The 17,712-nt window shown below is 53.2% G+C and carries 16 protein-coding genes; 10 read left to right on the top strand and 6 right to left on the bottom strand.

Going from position 1 to position 17,712, the window contains the following annotated elements; all coding sequences use genetic code 11:
* Positions 1-8: 8 nt before the first annotated feature.
* The 3 genes from tauA to mmuP all read right to left on the bottom strand — a co-directional run bounded on the left by tauA (position 9) and on the right by mmuP (position 3,513).
* Positions 9-971, bottom strand: coding sequence for a taurine ABC transporter substrate-binding protein (gene tauA / locus HWQ15_RS13100; RefSeq protein ID WP_063149381.1), 963 nt, complete (start codon positions 969-971; stop codon positions 9-11).
* A gap of 222 nt (positions 972-1,193) precedes the next feature.
* Positions 1,194-2,126, bottom strand: coding sequence for a homocysteine S-methyltransferase (mmuM, locus tag HWQ15_RS13095; RefSeq protein WP_058645979.1), 933 nt, complete (start codon positions 2,124-2,126; stop codon positions 1,194-1,196).
* Positions 2,113-3,513 (bottom strand): S-methylmethionine permease, encoded by a 1,401-nt coding sequence (gene mmuP / locus HWQ15_RS13090; protein WP_023305550.1) that lies wholly within the window; start codon positions 3,511-3,513, stop codon positions 2,113-2,115. The genes mmuM and mmuP overlap by 14 nt, the downstream gene beginning before the upstream one ends.
* A 158-nt stretch (positions 3,514-3,671) precedes the next feature.
* Between mmuP and HWQ15_RS13085 the strand changes: the two genes are divergently transcribed.
* Together HWQ15_RS13085 and HWQ15_RS13080 are read left to right on the top strand one after the other, a co-directional pair.
* Positions 3,672-4,781 (top strand): AI-2E family transporter, encoded by a 1,110-nt coding sequence (locus tag HWQ15_RS13085; protein WP_022647190.1) that lies wholly within the window; start codon positions 3,672-3,674, stop codon positions 4,779-4,781.
* A gap of 114 nt (positions 4,782-4,895) precedes the next feature.
* Positions 4,896-6,680, top strand: a complete 1,785-nt coding sequence (locus HWQ15_RS13080) for a diguanylate cyclase (protein ID WP_063149380.1) — start codon at positions 4,896-4,898, stop codon at positions 6,678-6,680.
* 22 nt (positions 6,681-6,702) lie between these two features.
* Here the strand turns inward: HWQ15_RS13080 and HWQ15_RS13075 are convergent, their stop codons facing one another.
* Positions 6,703-7,212: a hypothetical protein gene (locus HWQ15_RS13075; protein ID WP_063148326.1), complete on the bottom strand. Its 510-nt coding sequence runs from the start codon at positions 7,210-7,212 to the stop codon at positions 6,703-6,705.
* A gap of 181 nt (positions 7,213-7,393) precedes the next feature.
* On the opposite strand from HWQ15_RS13075, the gene HWQ15_RS13070 reads away from it, so the two are divergent.
* From HWQ15_RS13070 to HWQ15_RS13050, 6 genes are all read left to right on the top strand, one after another.
* Positions 7,394-7,888: a molybdopterin-dependent oxidoreductase gene (locus tag HWQ15_RS13070; RefSeq protein ID WP_022647187.1), complete on the top strand. Its 495-nt coding sequence runs from the start codon at positions 7,394-7,396 to the stop codon at positions 7,886-7,888.
* Positions 7,889-7,905: 17 nt separating this feature from the next.
* Positions 7,906-9,837: a bifunctional diguanylate cyclase/phosphodiesterase gene (locus tag HWQ15_RS13065; RefSeq protein WP_063149379.1), complete on the top strand. Its 1,932-nt coding sequence runs from the start codon at positions 7,906-7,908 to the stop codon at positions 9,835-9,837.
* Between the two features lie 265 nt (positions 9,838-10,102).
* Complete coding sequence (locus HWQ15_RS13060; protein ID WP_022647185.1) at positions 10,103-10,360, top strand: YjhX family toxin; 258 nt, start codon at positions 10,103-10,105, stop codon at positions 10,358-10,360.
* A gap of 7 nt (positions 10,361-10,367) precedes the next feature.
* On the top strand, positions 10,368-11,249 hold the full coding sequence (locus HWQ15_RS23210) for a bifunctional 2-polyprenyl-6-hydroxyphenol methylase/3-demethylubiquinol 3-O-methyltransferase UbiG (RefSeq protein WP_223862020.1): 882 nt from the start codon (positions 10,368-10,370) through the stop codon (positions 11,247-11,249).
* A gap of 12 nt (positions 11,250-11,261) precedes the next feature.
* A complete protein-coding gene (locus tag HWQ15_RS23205) occupies positions 11,262-12,008 on the top strand; it encodes a cyclopropane-fatty-acyl-phospholipid synthase family protein (protein ID WP_063149377.1) in 747 nt (248 codons plus the stop codon).
* A gap of 390 nt (positions 12,009-12,398) precedes the next feature.
* The gene (locus HWQ15_RS13050; protein WP_176587394.1) at positions 12,399-13,601 is read left to right on the top strand and encodes a multidrug effflux MFS transporter; all 1,203 of its coding nucleotides are present in this window, start codon (positions 12,399-12,401) and stop codon (positions 13,599-13,601) included.
* Positions 13,602-13,608: 7 nt separating this feature from the next.
* On the opposite strand, the gene HWQ15_RS13045 is transcribed toward HWQ15_RS13050, so the two are convergent.
* Together HWQ15_RS13045 and HWQ15_RS13040 are read right to left on the bottom strand one after the other, a co-directional pair.
* A complete protein-coding gene (locus tag HWQ15_RS13045; protein WP_063149375.1) occupies positions 13,609-14,289 on the bottom strand; it encodes a nitroreductase in 681 nt (226 codons plus the stop codon).
* Positions 14,290-14,548: 259 nt separating this feature from the next.
* On the bottom strand, positions 14,549-15,598 hold the full coding sequence (locus HWQ15_RS13040; protein ID WP_063146705.1) for an alpha/beta hydrolase: 1,050 nt from the start codon (positions 15,596-15,598) through the stop codon (positions 14,549-14,551).
* A gap of 250 nt (positions 15,599-15,848) precedes the next feature.
* Here HWQ15_RS13040 and HWQ15_RS13035 point away from each other — a divergent pair, with 250 nt between their 5' ends.
* Both HWQ15_RS13035 and HWQ15_RS13030 read left to right on the top strand, forming a co-directional pair.
* The gene (locus HWQ15_RS13035; RefSeq protein WP_171936209.1) at positions 15,849-17,015 is read left to right on the top strand and encodes an aldo/keto reductase; all 1,167 of its coding nucleotides are present in this window, start codon (positions 15,849-15,851) and stop codon (positions 17,013-17,015) included.
* Between the two features lie 14 nt (positions 17,016-17,029).
* On the top strand, positions 17,030-17,710 hold the full coding sequence (locus HWQ15_RS13030; RefSeq protein ID WP_063216386.1) for a heavy metal response regulator transcription factor: 681 nt from the start codon (positions 17,030-17,032) through the stop codon (positions 17,708-17,710).
* Positions 17,711-17,712 lie beyond the last annotated feature (2 nt).

Below are 17,712 nucleotides of genomic sequence, written 5' to 3'. Positions count from 1 at the left end.
CAGCCCCCTTATTTCACAAAGCGGTCGGTCACGAACCGGCTGTAATCCGCTGCCACCGCAGGCACTTTGCCCTGCTCTTTCAGGAACGTCGCAGTGTCGACAATCGCTTTGCTCACCGGCCCGTTCAGCTGCTGGACCTGCTGCGCAGGTGTCAGATAGGTGTTGCCTTTCACCAGCCCGGGCACGTCAGCTTCCGGCACGCCGCTCAGACGTGAGAGCTTCTCCAGGTTGGCGGGCTGTTTCAGCCATTCATCCGGGTTGCTGATGTAAGGCTGCTGGGCGTCGATGGCGCTTTTGGCGAAGGCTTTCACCACTTCAGGGTATTTTTCGGCAAAGTCCTTACGAACGACCCAGACATCAAGTGTTGGCGCCCCCCATTGCCCCACTTTTTCGGAGTCGGTCAGCACGGTGCCATCTTTTTCCAGCTCGTTGACGGCGGGCGCCCAGACGTATGCTCCGTCAATGTCGCCACGCTGCCAGGCGGCAATAATCGCTGGAGGTTGCAGGTTGATGATCTGCACCTGGCCCGGCTTAATACCCCAGTGTTTCAGCGCTGCCAGCAGGCTGTAATGCGTGGTGGAGATAAACGGCACCGCGATGCGTTTGCCAATCAAATCTTCGGGTTTCGTGATGCTTTTCTTCACCACCAGCGCTTCGGAATTTCCGAGCTGCGATGCCAGCAGGAAGACTTCAATCGGCACCTGCTGGCTGGCGGCAACGGCCAGCGGGCTGGAACCCAGGTTGCCAATCTGCACGTCGCCCGAGGCTAACGCCCGCACAATTGCCGCGCCGCTGTCGAACTTGCGCCAGTTGACGTTCGCCCCGCTCGCTTTGGCGAAGGTGTTATCCGCCTGCGCGACTTTCGCCGGTTCCGCGGAAGTCTGATACGCCACGGTGACGTCCACCGCCTGCGCCTGAAATACCCACAGCGCCAGTGCACCAAGTAACGTGATTCGCGATGAAATTGCCATACCGTCTGCTCCCCTTGTTGTTATAAGGGCAGTATTTCCGGCGCGAGAATTTTGATAAAGGAATAAAAAAGAATCGCTAATGACGATTCGTTTTTAGAAAAAAAGCGGGAAAGGATAGTGAATTTTGTGCGGTTGTTTCGCCGGGTGGCGCTGCGCTTACCCGGCCTACGGTTCGTGCAATTTGTAGGCCGGGTAAGGCGCAGCCGCCGCCCGGCAAAGGCCTCAGCGCTGAACCGTCAGCGCAGCAATATCCTGCGGCGTGGTCCGACAGCAGCCGCCAATCAGCTTCGCGCCTGCTTCCAGCCACTGCGGTAAATACCCCGCCAGCGTCTCGCACGTTTCACCGTGGTGATGCCAGGTTTTACTCACCGCATCGTAATGCTCGCCGGAGTTCGGATAGACCACCAGGGGCAGCGACGTCAGGCTGTGCAGATGCGTCAGCGCCGCCGTGGTGTTTTCCAGCGCGATACAGTTAATCCCCAGCGCGACAACCTGCGGGTAGCTTTCCAGAGCAGAAACAACATCCCGCAGCGGCGTTCCGTCGCTCAGGTGCTCACTGTCACGCAGGGTAAATGAGAACCATGCCCGGGCGCGCGGATACGCCGTCAGCAACGCCGCCAGCGCCTTAATCTCAGTGAACGAAGGCAGCGTTTCACAGGCCAGGAGGTCCGCGCCCGCATCCAACAGCGCCTCTACACGCGGGCGGTGGAAGGCGGTAAATTCTTCAGCGCTACGCACATAATCGCCGCGATACTCGGAACCATCGGCCAGATACGCGCCGTAAGGGCCCACAGATCCCGCCACCAGCAAAGTGCCTGCATTTGCGTTCTCTGCCAGGTACGCTTCGCGCGCTTTGCGTGCCAGCTCTACGCTTTTGCCGATCAGCGTCCGGGATTGCGACTCGTCCAGCCCGCGAGCGGCAAAGCCTGCGGGTGTCGCCTGATAACTGGCGGTGATCGCCACCTGTGCCCCCGCGCGGTAGTAGTCGAGGTGTACGTCGCGGATCAGCTCCGGATTTTCCATCAGCACTTTGGCCGACCAGAGACTGTCGGCAAGGTTACAACCGCGCGCTTCCAGCTCCGTTGCCATCGCCCCATCCAGCACGACAAACGGCTGTTTTTCAAGGAGGGCGGTAAGCGGATTATTCTGCGACATGTTCAGGCTCCTGCGTGGTCAGATTTCGGGTCAGGTAGTACGCACCATAACACAGGGCGACAAACGGAAGCCCGCAATAAAGGGCAATACGCTGGCTGGGGTCAAACCACAGGCCGACGCAGGCCACCAGACAGAGGATAAAGCCAAGCACGGGCACCAGCGGATACCATGGCGCGCGATACTGCAACGCGGATAGCGGCTGGCCGGACTGCACGTGACGGCGACGAAACACGAAGTGCGACGCGCAAATGCTAATCCACACCGCCACCACCGCAAAACCGGAAATGGCTGACAGGGCCACAAACACCGTATCCGGCGCGACCACGCTGGAGAACAACGCCAGCACGCCGCCCAGCATGGAAACAGAAAGCGCCGTCAGCGGCACGCCGTTTTTGTTGACGCGGGCAAAGCAGCGCGGCAGCGTTTTCTCGTTAGACAGAGACCACAGCATACGGCCAGAGGCGTACAGACCCGAGTTCGCCGCCGAGAGGATCGCCGTCAGGATCACGAAGTTAAAGATATCCGCCGCATACGGAATGCCGACCTTTTCAAACACCAGCACGAACGGACTTTTCTCCACGCCAGCCTGCTGCATCGGGATCAACGCCGCCAGCACAAACACGGTGCCAATAAAGAAGATGATGAGCCGGGCGATGGTGGTGCGAATAGCAACCGGAATAACCTTGTGTGGGTTTTCCGTTTCCCCTGCCGCGATGCCGATAAGCTCCGTTCCTGAGAAGGCAAAGTTGACCGCCACCATGGTCATCAGGATCGGCAGGCCACCGTGCGGGAACCAGCCTTCGGCGGTAATGTTGCTTAGTCCCGGCGCGGCAGAGCCGTCCGCCATCGGGATAAAGCCAAAGATGGCCGCGCCGCCGAGAATAATAAAGGCGACGATGGTGATAACCTTGACCAGCGAGAACCAGAATTCCCCTTCCGCGAAAAAGCGCGTGGAAATCACGTTAAGACCAAAAATCACAGCGCAAAAGACAACGCACCACGTCCAGACGGGAACCTGTGGGAACCAGTACTGCATGCAGAACCCGGCCGCGGTAAAGCTCGATCCCAGCGCCACTGTCCACGTAAGCCAGTAGAGCCACGCCACGGTATACCCCGTCGCCGGGCCGAGATAGCGGGCGGCATAGACGTGAAACGCGCCGGTTTCCGGCATCGCCACGGAAAGTTCGCCCAGACATTGCATGACCAGCCAGACCACCAGCGCACCGATAAGATATGCCAGCAGCGTGCCCGCCGCGCCGGTTGTCGAGATGATGTATCCGGTATTGAAGAATAACCCTGTGCCGATAACGCCACCCAGCGAGAGCATAATCAGGTGGCGGGTTTTCATGGTGCGCTTAAGTTGCCCGTTTTCTTGTTGTGTTTGCATGTTACCTTCTAAACGTATGGACATCTAAACATCCAAAGAGGGAGTGTTATACCGCGATTGTTAACAAAAAGCCACCCGGCGCGACTTCAGCGCAATTATTGGTAAATCCTTAAATCAGTTCTATAGTCGACACAGTTTCTTCTTCACCAGGACTCACTATGCGATTTAACGGACTGACCAAAGGTTTCTTTATTCTTATCCTGGCCCTTGTAACCTGGGCCTTCTTTGACGTGCTGTCTCCCTATTTCTCGGCGATTCTGTGGGCCGCGATCCTGACCATCATTTTCAACCCGGTGAAAAACAAACTGCGTACCGCGCTGGGCGATCGCAACGGGCTGGCTTCACTCCTCACACTCGGCATTATCTGCTTGATTGTGTTTATTCCGTTGATGGTGATCCTTTCCTCGCTCGCGGTGGAACTGAACATGGTTTACACCAGGCTGCAACAGAACAACACGCAGTTCCCGGAAGTCATCGCCGGTATCTTCAACCGCCTGCCGGACTGGGCCAGCGGCTTTCTGGCGGATCACAACCTGACCAACGCCGCGCAGATCCAGAAAAAACTCTCCGATGTCGCGTTACAGGGCGGGCAGTATCTGGCGGGCAGCGCGTTCCTGATTGGGAAAGGGACGTTCGGCTTTGCCATCAGCTTTGGCATTATGCTGTATCTGCTGTTTTTCTTGCTGAAAGACGGGCCGTACCTGGTGCGCCAGATCCTCGACTCGCTGCCGCTGTCTGACTTCGTCAAACAGCACCTGTTCGCTAAGTTTGTCGGCGTGTCGCGCGCCACGGTAAAAGGCACGGCGGTCGTGGCGGTGGTTCAGGGCACGCTCGGTGGTATCGCCTTTGCTATTGTCGGTATTGACGGCAGCGTATTGTGGGGCGCACTGATGGCATTTCTCTCCCTGGTGCCTGCCGTTGGGTCGGCCATCGTCTGGGTTCCCGCCGCCATCTTCCTGTTTGCCACTCACCAGCTGTGGCAGGGTCTGTTCATTGTGGGCTTCTTCGTCATTATCGTCGGGCTGGTGGACAACCTGTTGCGTCCGCTGCTGGTGGGCAAAGACACCAAAATGCCGGACTACCTGATACTGATTACCACGCTCGGCGGTATGGAGCTGTATGGCATTAACGGCTTTGTGATTGGGCCGCTGATTGCCGCTCTGTTTATCGCCTGCTGGAACCTCTTCTCCGGCCGCGACCACGCAGGCAACGCCGAGGAGCTGGACGCAGACTTTATCGAAGAGGGGAGAAATTCTCCGGATCTATAAAGAAAGGCGTTCTGTGAGGCGGCCCTGTGCCGCCTTTTTTTTCGCGATAAATCAGAGGTTTTCTATAATCTGAAATGAACGCTCTTTCACATTTGTCGTAGAAGGATCCAACAGGTGCGAATCGCCACGATCACGAACTGGGCTTATGGTGTCACGGTGTGCCTGACCATTGCCTCCGGCATCGTCATGCTGATGGCTTCCCACGCCGATAACATCGAACGTGAAGCCGTTAAACAACGCCAGGTCTTCGATCAGCTGACGGAGGAGATCGAGACAGACACCTGGATGCTCTCCGATCTGGCGCGGCTTTACGTCATCCAAAAAGAGCCCGAGGTGCTTGAGAAATATCAGGCGAAAGAAGCCGAGCTGAAGAATATCGAACACACGCTGCGACAGCTCAAAAATACGGGGGCATCGGGCGAAGAGCTGGCGCTGCTGTACGACGGACTGAAAATTGTAGACGATCTCCAGGATGAACAGCAGGCAGCCATTGACGGTATCGCCCGTGGCGAGGAACAGCAGGCCGTTTCGCTGCTGTTTGGTAAGAGCTATGAGCTGGAACTCGAACGGGCACACAACACTATCGAACGCTTTCGCATGCTGCTGGACAAGCGCATTATTGCCGACGTGCAGGCCGCAACCAAAACGTCCAAAACGCTTCGAACGGCCTCTGAGGTGATGGTCGGCCTGACCGCCCTGCTCTTCCTGTTTGTGATGGTTTTCATCCTCAAGCGCCGCGTACTCCGTCCGGTGGTGCGTCTGAGTGACGTAGTTCATCGTCTTGCATCGCAGGATTACGCCGTCGAAACGCCGAACTTTACCCAGGTTGATGAAATCGGTGATATGGCGCAGGCCATCCGCATCTTCCGTGAGAACGGGCTGGCAAGGCAGCGGCTGGAAAAAGAGCGCGATGCTGACTGGGCCATCCGCGAACTGCTGGCGCGAATGACCCAGCGGTTGCAGGGCTGTGAAAACTTTGCCGACGTGATGAATGTGGCGGAGCTGTTTGCACCCAATATTGCGCCGGGGGTTTCAGGGCGTCTGTATATTCTGGAACGCGAGCCGTGGCAGATGCGCTGTACGGCCGAATGGCTATCGCCAGAAGGGGATAAAAAGCCGTTCCATCCTGACGAATGCTGGGCCGTCCGGCGTGGTCAAAGCCATCCGCCAGTGAACGGCGAGCCGGATATCGGCTGTTATCATCTGCCCGAATCACAGGCGCAGCAATCGCTGTGCGTTCCCCTGATTGCTCAGGGCGAGGCGATTGGATTGCTCTCATTCCAGGATATCACGCCTGAAACCGCGCCGTCCCGCGCCTATCTGGAACTGATGGCCGAGGCGCTGGGACTGGCGCTGGCCAACCAGCGGCTGCGCGATGCGCTGCTGGAAAAAGCCCTGTTCGATCCCTTGACGGGGCTGCGTAACCGCCACCATCTGGAAGATACGTTACGTACTCAAATGAAGCAGGCCGTGCGTAACGAGAAGCCGGTAAGCTGCCTGATGATCGATATCGATCACTTCAAGAGCATTAATGACCGCTTTGGTCATGAGGCTGGCGATCTGGTGATCAAAAGCGTGGCAGCCATTATTCAACGGGCGGTACACGATAGCGGGCTGGCCTTCCGCTATGGGGGGGAAGAGTTTTTGGTGCTTCTTACCGGTGCAGATGAGGAAGCAGCGCACGCCGCTGCAACGGAGATCTACAACGGCGTGCATGCGCTTTCGCTGCGCTACGGGCTTTCGGAGATTGGCCCGGTGGATGTGTCGATCGGGATCGCCAGCTATCCGCAGCACGCCCAGAGCGATAATCTGCTGCGCGCGGCGGACGTCGCGTTGTACCGGGCGAAAGAGCTGGGCCGCTCGCGGATTGTCAGCTTTGGGATGCTGGAGGCGGGCTAAAGGGGTTATTCGAGCCTGAGGTTCAGGATCGCGCGATCGCCCAAAGCACCACCATACCCAGCGAATTACTCCGCTTTTCCACGTACAGGGTGCCATCGATTAAATAATATCCCTGAGGATAACAGATGCGGATCTCTCTCTTGAGTTCCGGCTCATAGACTTCCGCCCCCGAACAGCTATTTCTGCTGCCGGATTCATACCGGTAATGTTGGCTCCAGGCAGAGTATTCTCCGTTCAGTAGCCAGGCCGCGGTAAAGATGACGAAAATGGCAACCGGCAGGCTGAAGATGATGAGGCCGAGGTAAAGTTTGACAACGTCAACAAGGGTTTTGTCTTTAAACGCCCTCTTCGCGGCGAACATCACTATCGCCACCAGCGGCAGCAGCAATGTGACAGCCGCAAGATACTGTTCCCCCAGGGCCGTAAGAAATGTCACGCGATAAATCTCGATTGACCAGACAACAAAGCCAAATATCAACGCTAACCCGCCAACGATGAGTGGAATTAAAAAGGCATAGCTATCTTTTTTCATGATGGACGGTTCCTTGTCATGCGTCTGCGGTAAGAAGGTTAAGCATCGCTCGGGTGGCTGCCGACTGACGGCGTTTTTACATCCTGATTATGATGGATAACGTGGGGAGAGATAAAATATATAAACTAGTAGGATAACTAAATTATAATTCTTATACTTATGTTAAAACGTGGAGGCTGAAATGCGATTAATCCTAATGCTGTGCTGCTTTTTAGTGCAAAGCGTCACCCTGGCTGGTGAGTTGCCAAAACCTGCTGGTAAACCCATTTTAACGATTTACGGTAATATCGAGAACACGAATGAAAGTGGAAAAGCCGTGTTTGATATCGCCAGCCTTGAAAAACTCGGTATGGTGAGCTTCCAGACATCATCCCCCTGGTATAATGGCCGCACAAAGTTTGAGGGTGTTCCAATGAGCAAACTCATGGATTATATTGGCGCAAAGGGTAACGTGGTTAATGTTATAGCGCTTAATGATTACGCGACAGCCATCCCGCTCAGCGACTTTAAAAAATATAATGCCATACTCGCTTTGAAGGTTAATGGTGAATATATGCGCATCCGAGATAAAGGGCCGGCATTCATTGTATATCCCTACGACAGTCTTCCTGAATTAAATAATCAGATATATTATTCGCGATCGGCATGGCAGGTCAGCAAAATGAAGATTGAATAGCAGTTCAGGAGAACATAATGAACAGGATACTGGTTGGTATCATTTTTTCTCTTTTTATCACCACTGGATATATTGCTTTTCTTGTTTACGATCGACAGCAGGAGCTCCAAAAACTGACTCATTACACGGAGTCATGGTCTGTCGCCCAACTGGTATCCGAATATTACCGCTTTGAATCATGGCTTGGTCTGTACGCAACCGATTCCGATGACGTTACGATAGACCAGGTCCGGATGCGGCTGGAAATTATGCTAAGCCAGAATGATCTGTTTAAGGAGGGGGATTTAGGACATTACATTAAAAACGTTCAGGCACATCATGACCTCGCGTTAAGCCTTGATAAAATCCTTACGTATCTGGATGCTAACCTCGAAAAAATGAGCCATTCGGATGTAAAAACATACCTTCATACCATGCATTTGCTGGATGCTCCACTCAGTCAGCTTTCATCAAGCGCGTTAACGAAAGACATTAGCACGATTAACAGTAGCAACCATAAAATACAGATCCTGTATTATATTTACTCAGCCCTCTCTTTACTGCTGATCATTCTGAGTATTATCCTGGGTTTTTTAACGATCTATCAAAATAAAAACATCCTTAAAGCGCACAGGCAGGTTGAAAGTCTTGCAGAAGAACTCCAGTTATCCAAGGAGACCCTACAGATTCAGAATTCAAAACTAGAGTATGACGTTTACCATGATTCCCTCACTGGCATGAAAAACCGTCTGTACTTCTGGGATGAGCTCAGCAAACTCAATCTTGAGGCCGAAGAAAATCATGTTCCCGTTACGGTAATGTTATTTGATTTAGACCGATTCAAAGAGGTCAACGATACCTATGGTCATGATGCTGGCGATTTACTGTTACGTCAGGTATCCAGGCGATTGACCGCCATGAGCAATATTTCAGACAGATTTTACCGTTTAGGCGGAGACGAGTTTGCTTTTTTAGCCAGTGGGTTAAACGAAAGCGAAGCCGTTTTACGCGCTAGAGAAATCAGCGAGAATATCAGTAAACCCTATACGATTAATAACCAGCTCATAAAAATTGCCACCTGCGTGGGTATTGTTTTATCAGATAATGAACGACGTGCTGATTATCTTTATAAGTTCGCCGATCTGGCGCTCTATGAAGCCAAAAAGGCAGGCTCACAGCAGATTAAAGTTTTCCGTCAGCGAATGCTTCAGAAGTTGCAGGAGAGCAGAACGCTTGAAAATGATATGGCAAGGGCGATAGAAAACAATGAGTTTATTGTTTATTACCAGCCTATTGTGAATTCCGTCAGCAAGGAAATTTACGGCTATGAAGCGCTTATTCGCTGGATGCACCCCGTCAAGGGAATGCTTTCCCCGGATAGCTTTATTTTCGCCGCTGAAAAAACAGGCATGATCAACGAGATAGGTAAAACCGTACTTAAACTGGCCTGTAGGGAAGCGGTCTCCTGGGCTGTTCCGGCCAGGATCTCCGTAAACGTCTCGCCTGTTCAATTAGGCAGCAAATCATTTATTAATACGGTGCAGACCGTTCTGGCTGAGACCGGGCTCCCGGCTAACCGTCTTGAGTTAGAGGTCACGGAGTCATCCCTCTTTAGTGACAGAAATAACCCCATTGCGATTCTGAAAAAACTCCGCGCACTGGGCGTAAGAATTTCCATTGATGATTTTGGCACGGGTTATTCGTCGCTCTCCAGACTCAGCGAACTGAATTTTGATAAAATCAAGATCGATAAATCTTTTGTCAATCCGATATCTACACAAGAAGATGCGCTTAATATTGTGAAGCTTATTACCGGTATGGCTAAGAGCCTTAATATGGGCGTTATAGCCGAGGGCGTTGAGACCGAAGAGCAGCTTGAGCGGCTTCAGGCTCTGGGTTGCGAGCTTGTGCAAGGATATCTTTTCAGCAAACCACAGCCTCAGGTCGACAGCAAAATTAAGAGCGGCTAGGAATGATTCCCTCTCCTCAGCCCGATGCCAACCGTGATCACGTTTTTCACCCCTGGGTATTCACTTATAAAAATCAGGTGTTATCATTCACCCCGTAAATACCTTTCAACTCAACCCGAGGCTTTGATGCTGGAGAATGTAATCATCCGATAATCAGCTTACCGACCTTTCCAGGCCGGACTGATTATCAATGCGCCGAAATCGAATGCGGACACCGCTGTGTGTTTGCACGTTTTGCACATGATGATTAAACAGGTTTTCCAGTATGAATTTATCCCGTCAGGAACAACGTACCTTACACGTTCTCGCCAAAGGTGGCCGTATTGTGCACGTCCGCAATACCTCCGGCCGCGTCACCGCCGTTGAATGCTATAGCCGCGAAGGGCTACTGCTGGCTGACTGCACGCTCGCCGTTTTCAAAAAGCTCAAAACCAAAAAGCTGATCAAATCCGTTAACGGTCAGCCCTACCGCATTAACACTACCGGGCTGAATAACGTCCGCGCCCAGCCCGATAACCGTTAAGGAGAGGATGATGGATATCAGCACCCTTATTTCCGCGTCCCGGCACATTCACCTGTCGGCGCAGGAAAGTAAAATTCCCTGGGACGAACCGGCCTTCAGCCAGCGCATGCTGGCGAAGCATTTGTCGCAGGAGCACGACTGGGCCAGCCGCAGGCAGGAGGTTATTGAGCAGCAGGTCGAATGGATCGCCAGCCAGTTACCACCTGGCGCATATATCCTCGATCTCGGCTGCGGCCCCGGCTTTTATACCCACCGCTTAGCGGAACGTGGATTTCACTGCACCGGCGTGGATTTCTCACCGGCATCCGTGAGCTGGGCCCGTCAGCAGGCGCAGAACACCGGATTGAATATCGATTATGTTCAGCAGGATGTCCGCGCATACTGGCCGGATAAATCGTTCAATTTCATCATGATGACATTCGGGGAACTGAATGTGTTTAGCACGGCGGATGCGCGCTCACTCGTCAGCCGCTGCGCGCTGTGGCTGGAGCCGGGTGGCAGGCTGCTCACTGAAGTACATACTTTCGACGAAGTTAAGCGTCAGGGAATGGCTGAACCGAGCTGGCAACGCTGTCCCGACGGGCTGTTTCTGGGCGTCCCTCACCTGCTGCTGACGGAACATGGCTGGGATGAAGAAGCACAGACCAGCTCAACGCAGTTCTGGGCCATAGAAGCAAACGGTCAAACCACCCGTTTCGGCAGCCAGATGACGGCCTGGCGCGATGATGAGTACGTCAGCCTGCTCGACAATGCCGGGTTTGCCCTGCTTCCTCCTCCTGAAAGCCACGACTGGCCAGTCAGCGAGACATTCGAAAGGAAGCTGTTTGTTCTGCTGGCTGAAAAAGCAAATATTTCAGAGAAACAGCCTCTTAATACTCAACGCAATTAAAGGAATTCCACATTGGATATCCCACGTATTTTTACCATCAGTGAAAGCGAGCACCGCATCCACAACCCGTTCACCGAAGAGAAGTACGCCACGCTGGGTCGCGTGCTGCGCATGAAGCCGGGCACCCGCATTCTTGACCTCGGCAGCGGCTCGGGCGAGATGTTGTGCACCTGGGCCCGGGATCACGCCATTACCGGTGTCGGTATCGATATGAGCCAGTTGTTCAGCGAGCAGGCCAGACGCCGCGCCGAAGAGCTCGGCGTCAGCAACCGGGTTCAGTTCATACATAACGACGCCGCCGGATACGTTACAGAAGAGAAATGCGATGTGGCAGCCTGTGTCGGTGCGACATGGATAGCCGGTGGGTTTGCCGGGACCGTCGAGCTGCTGGCACAAAGCCTGAAACCGGGCGGGATCATGCTTATCGGCGAACCCTACTGGCGTCAGCTACCTGCGACGGAAGAGATTGCCCAGGCCTGCGGCGTCAGCTCGACGACCGATTTCCTGACGCTGCCAGGGCTTGTCAACGCGTTCGATGAACTCGGCTACGACGTGGTGGAAATGGTACTGGCAGACCAGGAAGGCTGGGACCGGTATGAAGCCGCGAAATGGCTGACCATGCGCCGCTGGCTGGAAGCGAATCCTGACGACGGCTTCGCCGCCGAAGTCAGGGCCGAGCTATCACTCTCGCCGAAACGCCACGTAACTTACGCGCGGGAATACTTTGGCTGGGGCGTGTTCGCGCTAATTGCCAGGTAACAACAAGCCCGGTATTTCTGAATGGAGATACGGGGCTTAGCCTTTATTTTAATCTGAAGCATCACCTACACCATACATATACCGTATGTTTATTAATCAGGACATCACCATAAGGATCATAATATGTCACAACATGAACAGTTCTGTCAGTATTGCTTTCGACGGTAGCGGTCATCTGAACGCAATTGCCTGACATGTTGTACTGGTGACTTTAGCAACATGCAGGAAGAGGTAACACTATAAGAATACTGCTTATCGCTGGCCCCAAAAAACCTGCACTAATCTTTTCGATTAATGAATATCACTCATAGTCCCTATCCTCCCCCTGTGATTATCAGCGAACACAAACCCGTTAACATACCCCTATCTCTTCATGTCCAACGGATCCCCATGCTTAATCAACAGGCGCGTACACAGTCGGCTATAGCTAACAAAACAGGTCTCTCGTTTCTACTCATTCTCAGCGCCCTGATGGCTGTAACCTCTTTATCAACTGACATCTATCTTCCGGCTATGCCCATGATGGCCAAAGATTTGCAGGGTGACGCAGAGCTGACAATCACAGGGTTTCTTATCGGCTTTTGCATTGCACAACTGATTTGGGGACCAATTAGCGATCGTTATGGACGCCGTCTACCGCTGTTTATCGGTTTAGGTCTGTTCATCATCGGCTCGGTGGGCTGCGCGTTATCAACAGATATCGTGCAAATAGTCTTCTGGCGTGTTTTTCAGGCGTTAGGTGCCTGTACCGGGCCGATGCTGGCTCGAGCAATGATCCGTGACCTGTTTAGCCGTACTCGTGCAGCACAAATGCTTTCGACTCTGATGATCATCATGGCCATCGCGCCGGTTGCCGGGCCCCTGATCGGCGGGCAGATGATTAAAGTCACCTCGTGGCATGCCATATTCTGGCTGCTGGCGATTATCGGAACATTAATGCTGATGTCTTTATTCTGGTTACCCGAAACATTACCTGCTGAAAAACGCTCGCAAGCCTCCGTAACCAGAGCTTTTCAAAACTACTATGCCTTGCTCACCAACGCCAGATACATGCGATTTACTTTGTGCCTGACGTTCTACTACGTTGCAGCCTACGCCTTTATCACAGGTTCCCCGTTTGTGTACATCACGTACTTCGGCGTTGACCCGCAGCATTACGGTTGGCTGTTTGCAGTAAACATTGTTGGACTGATGGCGGTGAGCATGGTCAACAGACGTCTGGTTCACCGCTATCCACTGGAAGCGTTGCTCAGGAATGCCGTATTCATCGCCGCTATTGCGGCAATAGTGCTGGCAGTCACCACCGGCCTGGGTGTGGGTGGAATCACCGTGATTGTCGGCGCTGTGTTCGTGTTCTTCTCTATGAATGGCATCATCGCGGCGACATCCACGGCTTGCGCTCTGGACGCAGTGCCTAATGTGGCTGGCTCCGCATCGGCGCTAATGGGTGCGTTACAATACGGCAGCGGCATCATCTCTTCACTTCTTCTTGCCCTGTTCAGTGACGGCACACCATGGACGATGGGCTGGATAATTGCGTTGTTTACAGCAGCCAGCACCCTGATGGCACTGACCGTTCAGATAAAAAAATAAAACGTCGTTATTGATGCCAGACGACACTTTCGTCCAGAGATACCCGCCCTTCCCTGTAGCTCAGGGAGGGATGCGTTTTATCTGGGATCCCAAACGAAATACCGTAAAGCAGCCTGAAGCCCTCAGGAACATTTAATATTCGACGCACCGTTTGGGCAAAATAACTCAGCACTGCCTGTGGAACGCCTGCGTAACCGCGAGCTGCCAGGGAAAGCAGGAATGTCTGGGCATACATACCGGCGTCAGAGGCTACGCGAACGTTGTCCCCTACAGCAGGAATGAACAGCAGGGCAACATGAGGCGCGCCGAAAAATCTCACACTACGCTCGACCACTTCTGAGCGACTTAAGTTATTCCCCCGCGCAACGCCCAGTGCCTGATAGTACGAGCGCCCCTGCTCCGAAGCCCGTTGCCTGAATGGCTCGGGATAAGCTTCTTTATCAAACGTAAAATCAAGGCTGTAGTTCCCCGCCCTCAGATCTTCCGTCAGTGCATGGCTTAATTCACGAAGTTTATCTCCTGCAACGATATGCAGGGACCAGGGTTGAGTATTGCAGTTGGATGGTGCGCATTGCGCTTCGAGCAAAATGTCTTTGAGGATATCGCTGGGGATGGGAGATGGAAGAAAGGCTCTAGCCGAGTATCTGTTTTTTACTACCTCACTAAGTGTTGGCTCTTGCGTACTCATTTGCTTCTCCGCCTGAAAGTAATTTGAAGTGAATGATTCACTCTCTCCCGATCCATCCTGTCACATCAGGCTCATCCTTTTCATTCCCTGCTCCAGATTAGGTCTATGAATTCCATTCATAGCGCCTATTTAAGCAGCGTAATTATCTTTAACCGCAACTTCGTTAATCTGGGTCTATCGCGTGAATACGCAAGCGGGAAGTGGCTACAGCTGATGGACACACCCCAGCCTGCGCGGCTGGGGCGTCATCGGAGGCTAACTAAATATTCTTATCGAAGAAGACGTCTAACTTTTGCAAAGCCTTATCAACGTATTCAGGCACCCAATACGTCTCGATATGGGTAGCGCCATCGATCAGGAAGAGTTCTTTGTCCTTCGTACCAGTGGCTTTCGCGAACGCGTCTTCAGTCATATAGAGCGTATCCGCTTTTGTACCGGCAATCATCAGCAGCGGTTTATTGATGAGATTGATATGGTCCGTTACGTCAAAGCTCATCAAATCCAGAAGACTGCTGGTGGTGTATTTAAACGTGGAGTTCGGATGCGCGTGGGTTTTCCAGTAATACTCGTAGCCCTGGCGATACAAGGCAAAGGGTAATTTAGCAATCTGTTCATCAGTCAGGTTGGCATCGCCGGAGTAAAGCACTTCGCCTCCGGCGGCTTCCTGAGCACGTGCGTCAGAAGCCTGCTGAAGACGCTGCTGGATAGTATCCAGCTGTGAATCCTGCATGCCGTTGCGGCGCACAAGGCCTGAATTAAACATGCTGATGGTTGCTATCGATTTAAACCGCTTGTCAGTTTCAGCCGCAACAAGTGAATAACCGCCGCCACCGCAAATACCCAGCAGACCAAGGCGGGCGGTATCTACACCAGGATACTGGCTTATGTAGTCAGCCATGCCGTGGATATCCTCAATGCGATTAGCGGGTTTATCCACGCTGCGAGGCATCCCACCGCTGGCACCCTGATAAGCCGCGTCGGCGGTAATGGTGATGTAGCCCTGCTCGGCGAGACGCTGGGCATACAACCCGGCGACCTGCTCTTTTACGCCACCATTAGGATGTGCAACCACCACCGCAGGGTATTTTTTGGCGGGATCGTAGTTAGCAGGGGTATAGACATTCGCAGCAATCTGAATGCCATGCAGATCGTATTTCACCGGATGAATGTTGACCTTGCCTTTGACGTTCTCAGTTATGGCACCGTCATAGACGAGTGTGAATGGATTTTTTTTGTAATCAGCCGCATTGGCTGAGGTCACTCCGGCCATTGCCGTGAGTAGCATTGCACTGATAAGCGTGAATTTCATGATCTCTCCCGATGAGTATTGGCCTGGTTATACAGGCTCGCGGAATCAAATTTGCAGGCTCAGAGTAGGCGGAGAGGGCTGTCAGCATCGTGACAGGGAAATAACATTTTTGTCAGGAAACGGGCTGGGATGGATAAGTGTTTCTGACAACGCTGTCAGGTAACCGTCAGCTTTATGTTGGCAATCAGAAGGCAGAATGGTCTCGCTTAAATGCGATTCATGTTCAGTTTTCTGAGAAAAGGAGCGATCAATGAAAAGACAGAATGCCCCAACAATGCCAGAGCGGCGCAAGCTATTAGTCGCCGGGGCCGGTATTGCCGCCGCCTCGCTGATTCCCCACGTATCGGCGGCGAGCCAATCCTCTCAGGTCGATTCATCCAGACAACCCAGCCAACGCAATGCTGCTCCGGGCAAGCGTAAACTCGGGAAGCTGGAAGTTTCTGCCGTCGGTCTGGGCGCGCAGAACATGAGTCGCAAATACGACACCTCCGTTCCCTGGCGTCCTGAGATGATCAATGTTATCCGTCGGGCATTTGATGAAGGGGTAACGTTCTTCGACGCAGCTGAAGCCTACGGCCCGTTTGAAGTCGAAAAAATTCTCGGGGAAGGCGTCGCCCCGTTCAGGGACAAAATCGTTATCGCCACCAAGTTTGGCTGGAACATTGACCAACAGACGGGAAAGCGTCTGCCGGGCCTTAACAGCAGGCCGGAGCATATCAGGCAGGTCGTCGAAAACATGCTCAAACGCCTGCGTACCGATCGTATCGATTTACTGTACCAACACCGGGTTGATCCACAGATCCCGATCGAAGATGTCGCCGGTGTGGTGAAAGATTTAATGGATCAAGGAAAAGTCCTGCACTGGGGTCTGTCTGAAATGGGCATCAACACGTTGAGACGCGCTCATGCAGCATTACCCGTTACAGCTGTACAAAGTGAATACTCCATGCTCTGGCGTGGCCCTGAAAAGCAGGTATTTCCGGTGTGTGAAGAACTGGGCATTGGGTTCGTGCCATGGAGCCCACTCGGCGTGCAATTTTTAACGGGCTGGATTGATGAGAATACCCGGTTCGCTACCGGTGATTTCCGCGCGACAGAAACACGCTTCTCGCCTGACAACCTGCCACACAACTTACAGCTGGTTGAACTACTGAAATCCTGGGCAATAAGAAAAAATGCCGCGCCGGGGCAGATTGCACTGGCATGGCTCCTGGCCCGTAAACCCTGGATTGTTCCCATTCCTGGCACCACCAATAAAGACCATATGCTGCAAAACACAGCGGCTACCGGCGTATCGCTGACTTCCGCTGAGATGACCGAGCTCACCCGCTCACTGGACGCCATCACTATCCAGGGTCAACGTCTGCCGGATGCCGTGCAGGTTTATTCCGATGTTGAAGCACCGATGAAAAGTTAAGAGGAAGTCCCGTTATGCGCCTGTTGTTAGTCGAAGATGAAGAAAAAACGTCAACCTATCTCTCCCGTGCGCTGGGTGAGTCCGGGTTTACGGTTGATGTCTCTGCAGATGGCGCTGAAGGTCTTCATTACGCGCTGGAGTTCGACTACGACGCGATAATACTGGATGTGATGCTACCGGGGATGGACGGCTACCGGGTACTCGAGGGGGTGCGAGCAGCAAAACAGACGCCTGTGCTGATGCTTTCGGCTCGCGGCTCGGTCGACGAGCGCGTTAAAGGGCTTCGTCTTGGCGCGGATGATTATCTGCCCAAGCCCTTCTCGCTGATTGAGCTGGTGGCGCGTATACAGGCACTGGTACGTCGTCGTTCTACGGATGGTGCGGACATCACCCAACTGCAAATTCACGATCTGCATCTCGACCTGCTGGCTCGCCGCGTATTTCGTGCCGGAACACGGCTGGAGCTGACCGCGAAAGAGTTTTCCCTGTTGAGCCTTCTGGCCCGGCATCAGGGAGAGATTCTTTCAAAAATGATGATAGCTGAGCAGATATGGGACATGAATTTCGACAGCGATGCCAACGTGGTTGAAGTGGCCATTAAACGACTTCGGGCCAAAGTGGATGCGCCGTTCGATATCAAGCTGTTACATACCGTTCGTGGCATGGGGTATGTCCTCGAAGTCCGGTCAGAATAATG

This window comes from Enterobacter sp. DSM 30060, assembly GCF_013375955.1.
Lineage (GTDB): Bacteria > Pseudomonadota > Gammaproteobacteria > Enterobacterales > Enterobacteriaceae > Enterobacter > Enterobacter intestinihominis.
This window is presented reverse-complemented; position numbering and strand designations above follow the sequence as displayed.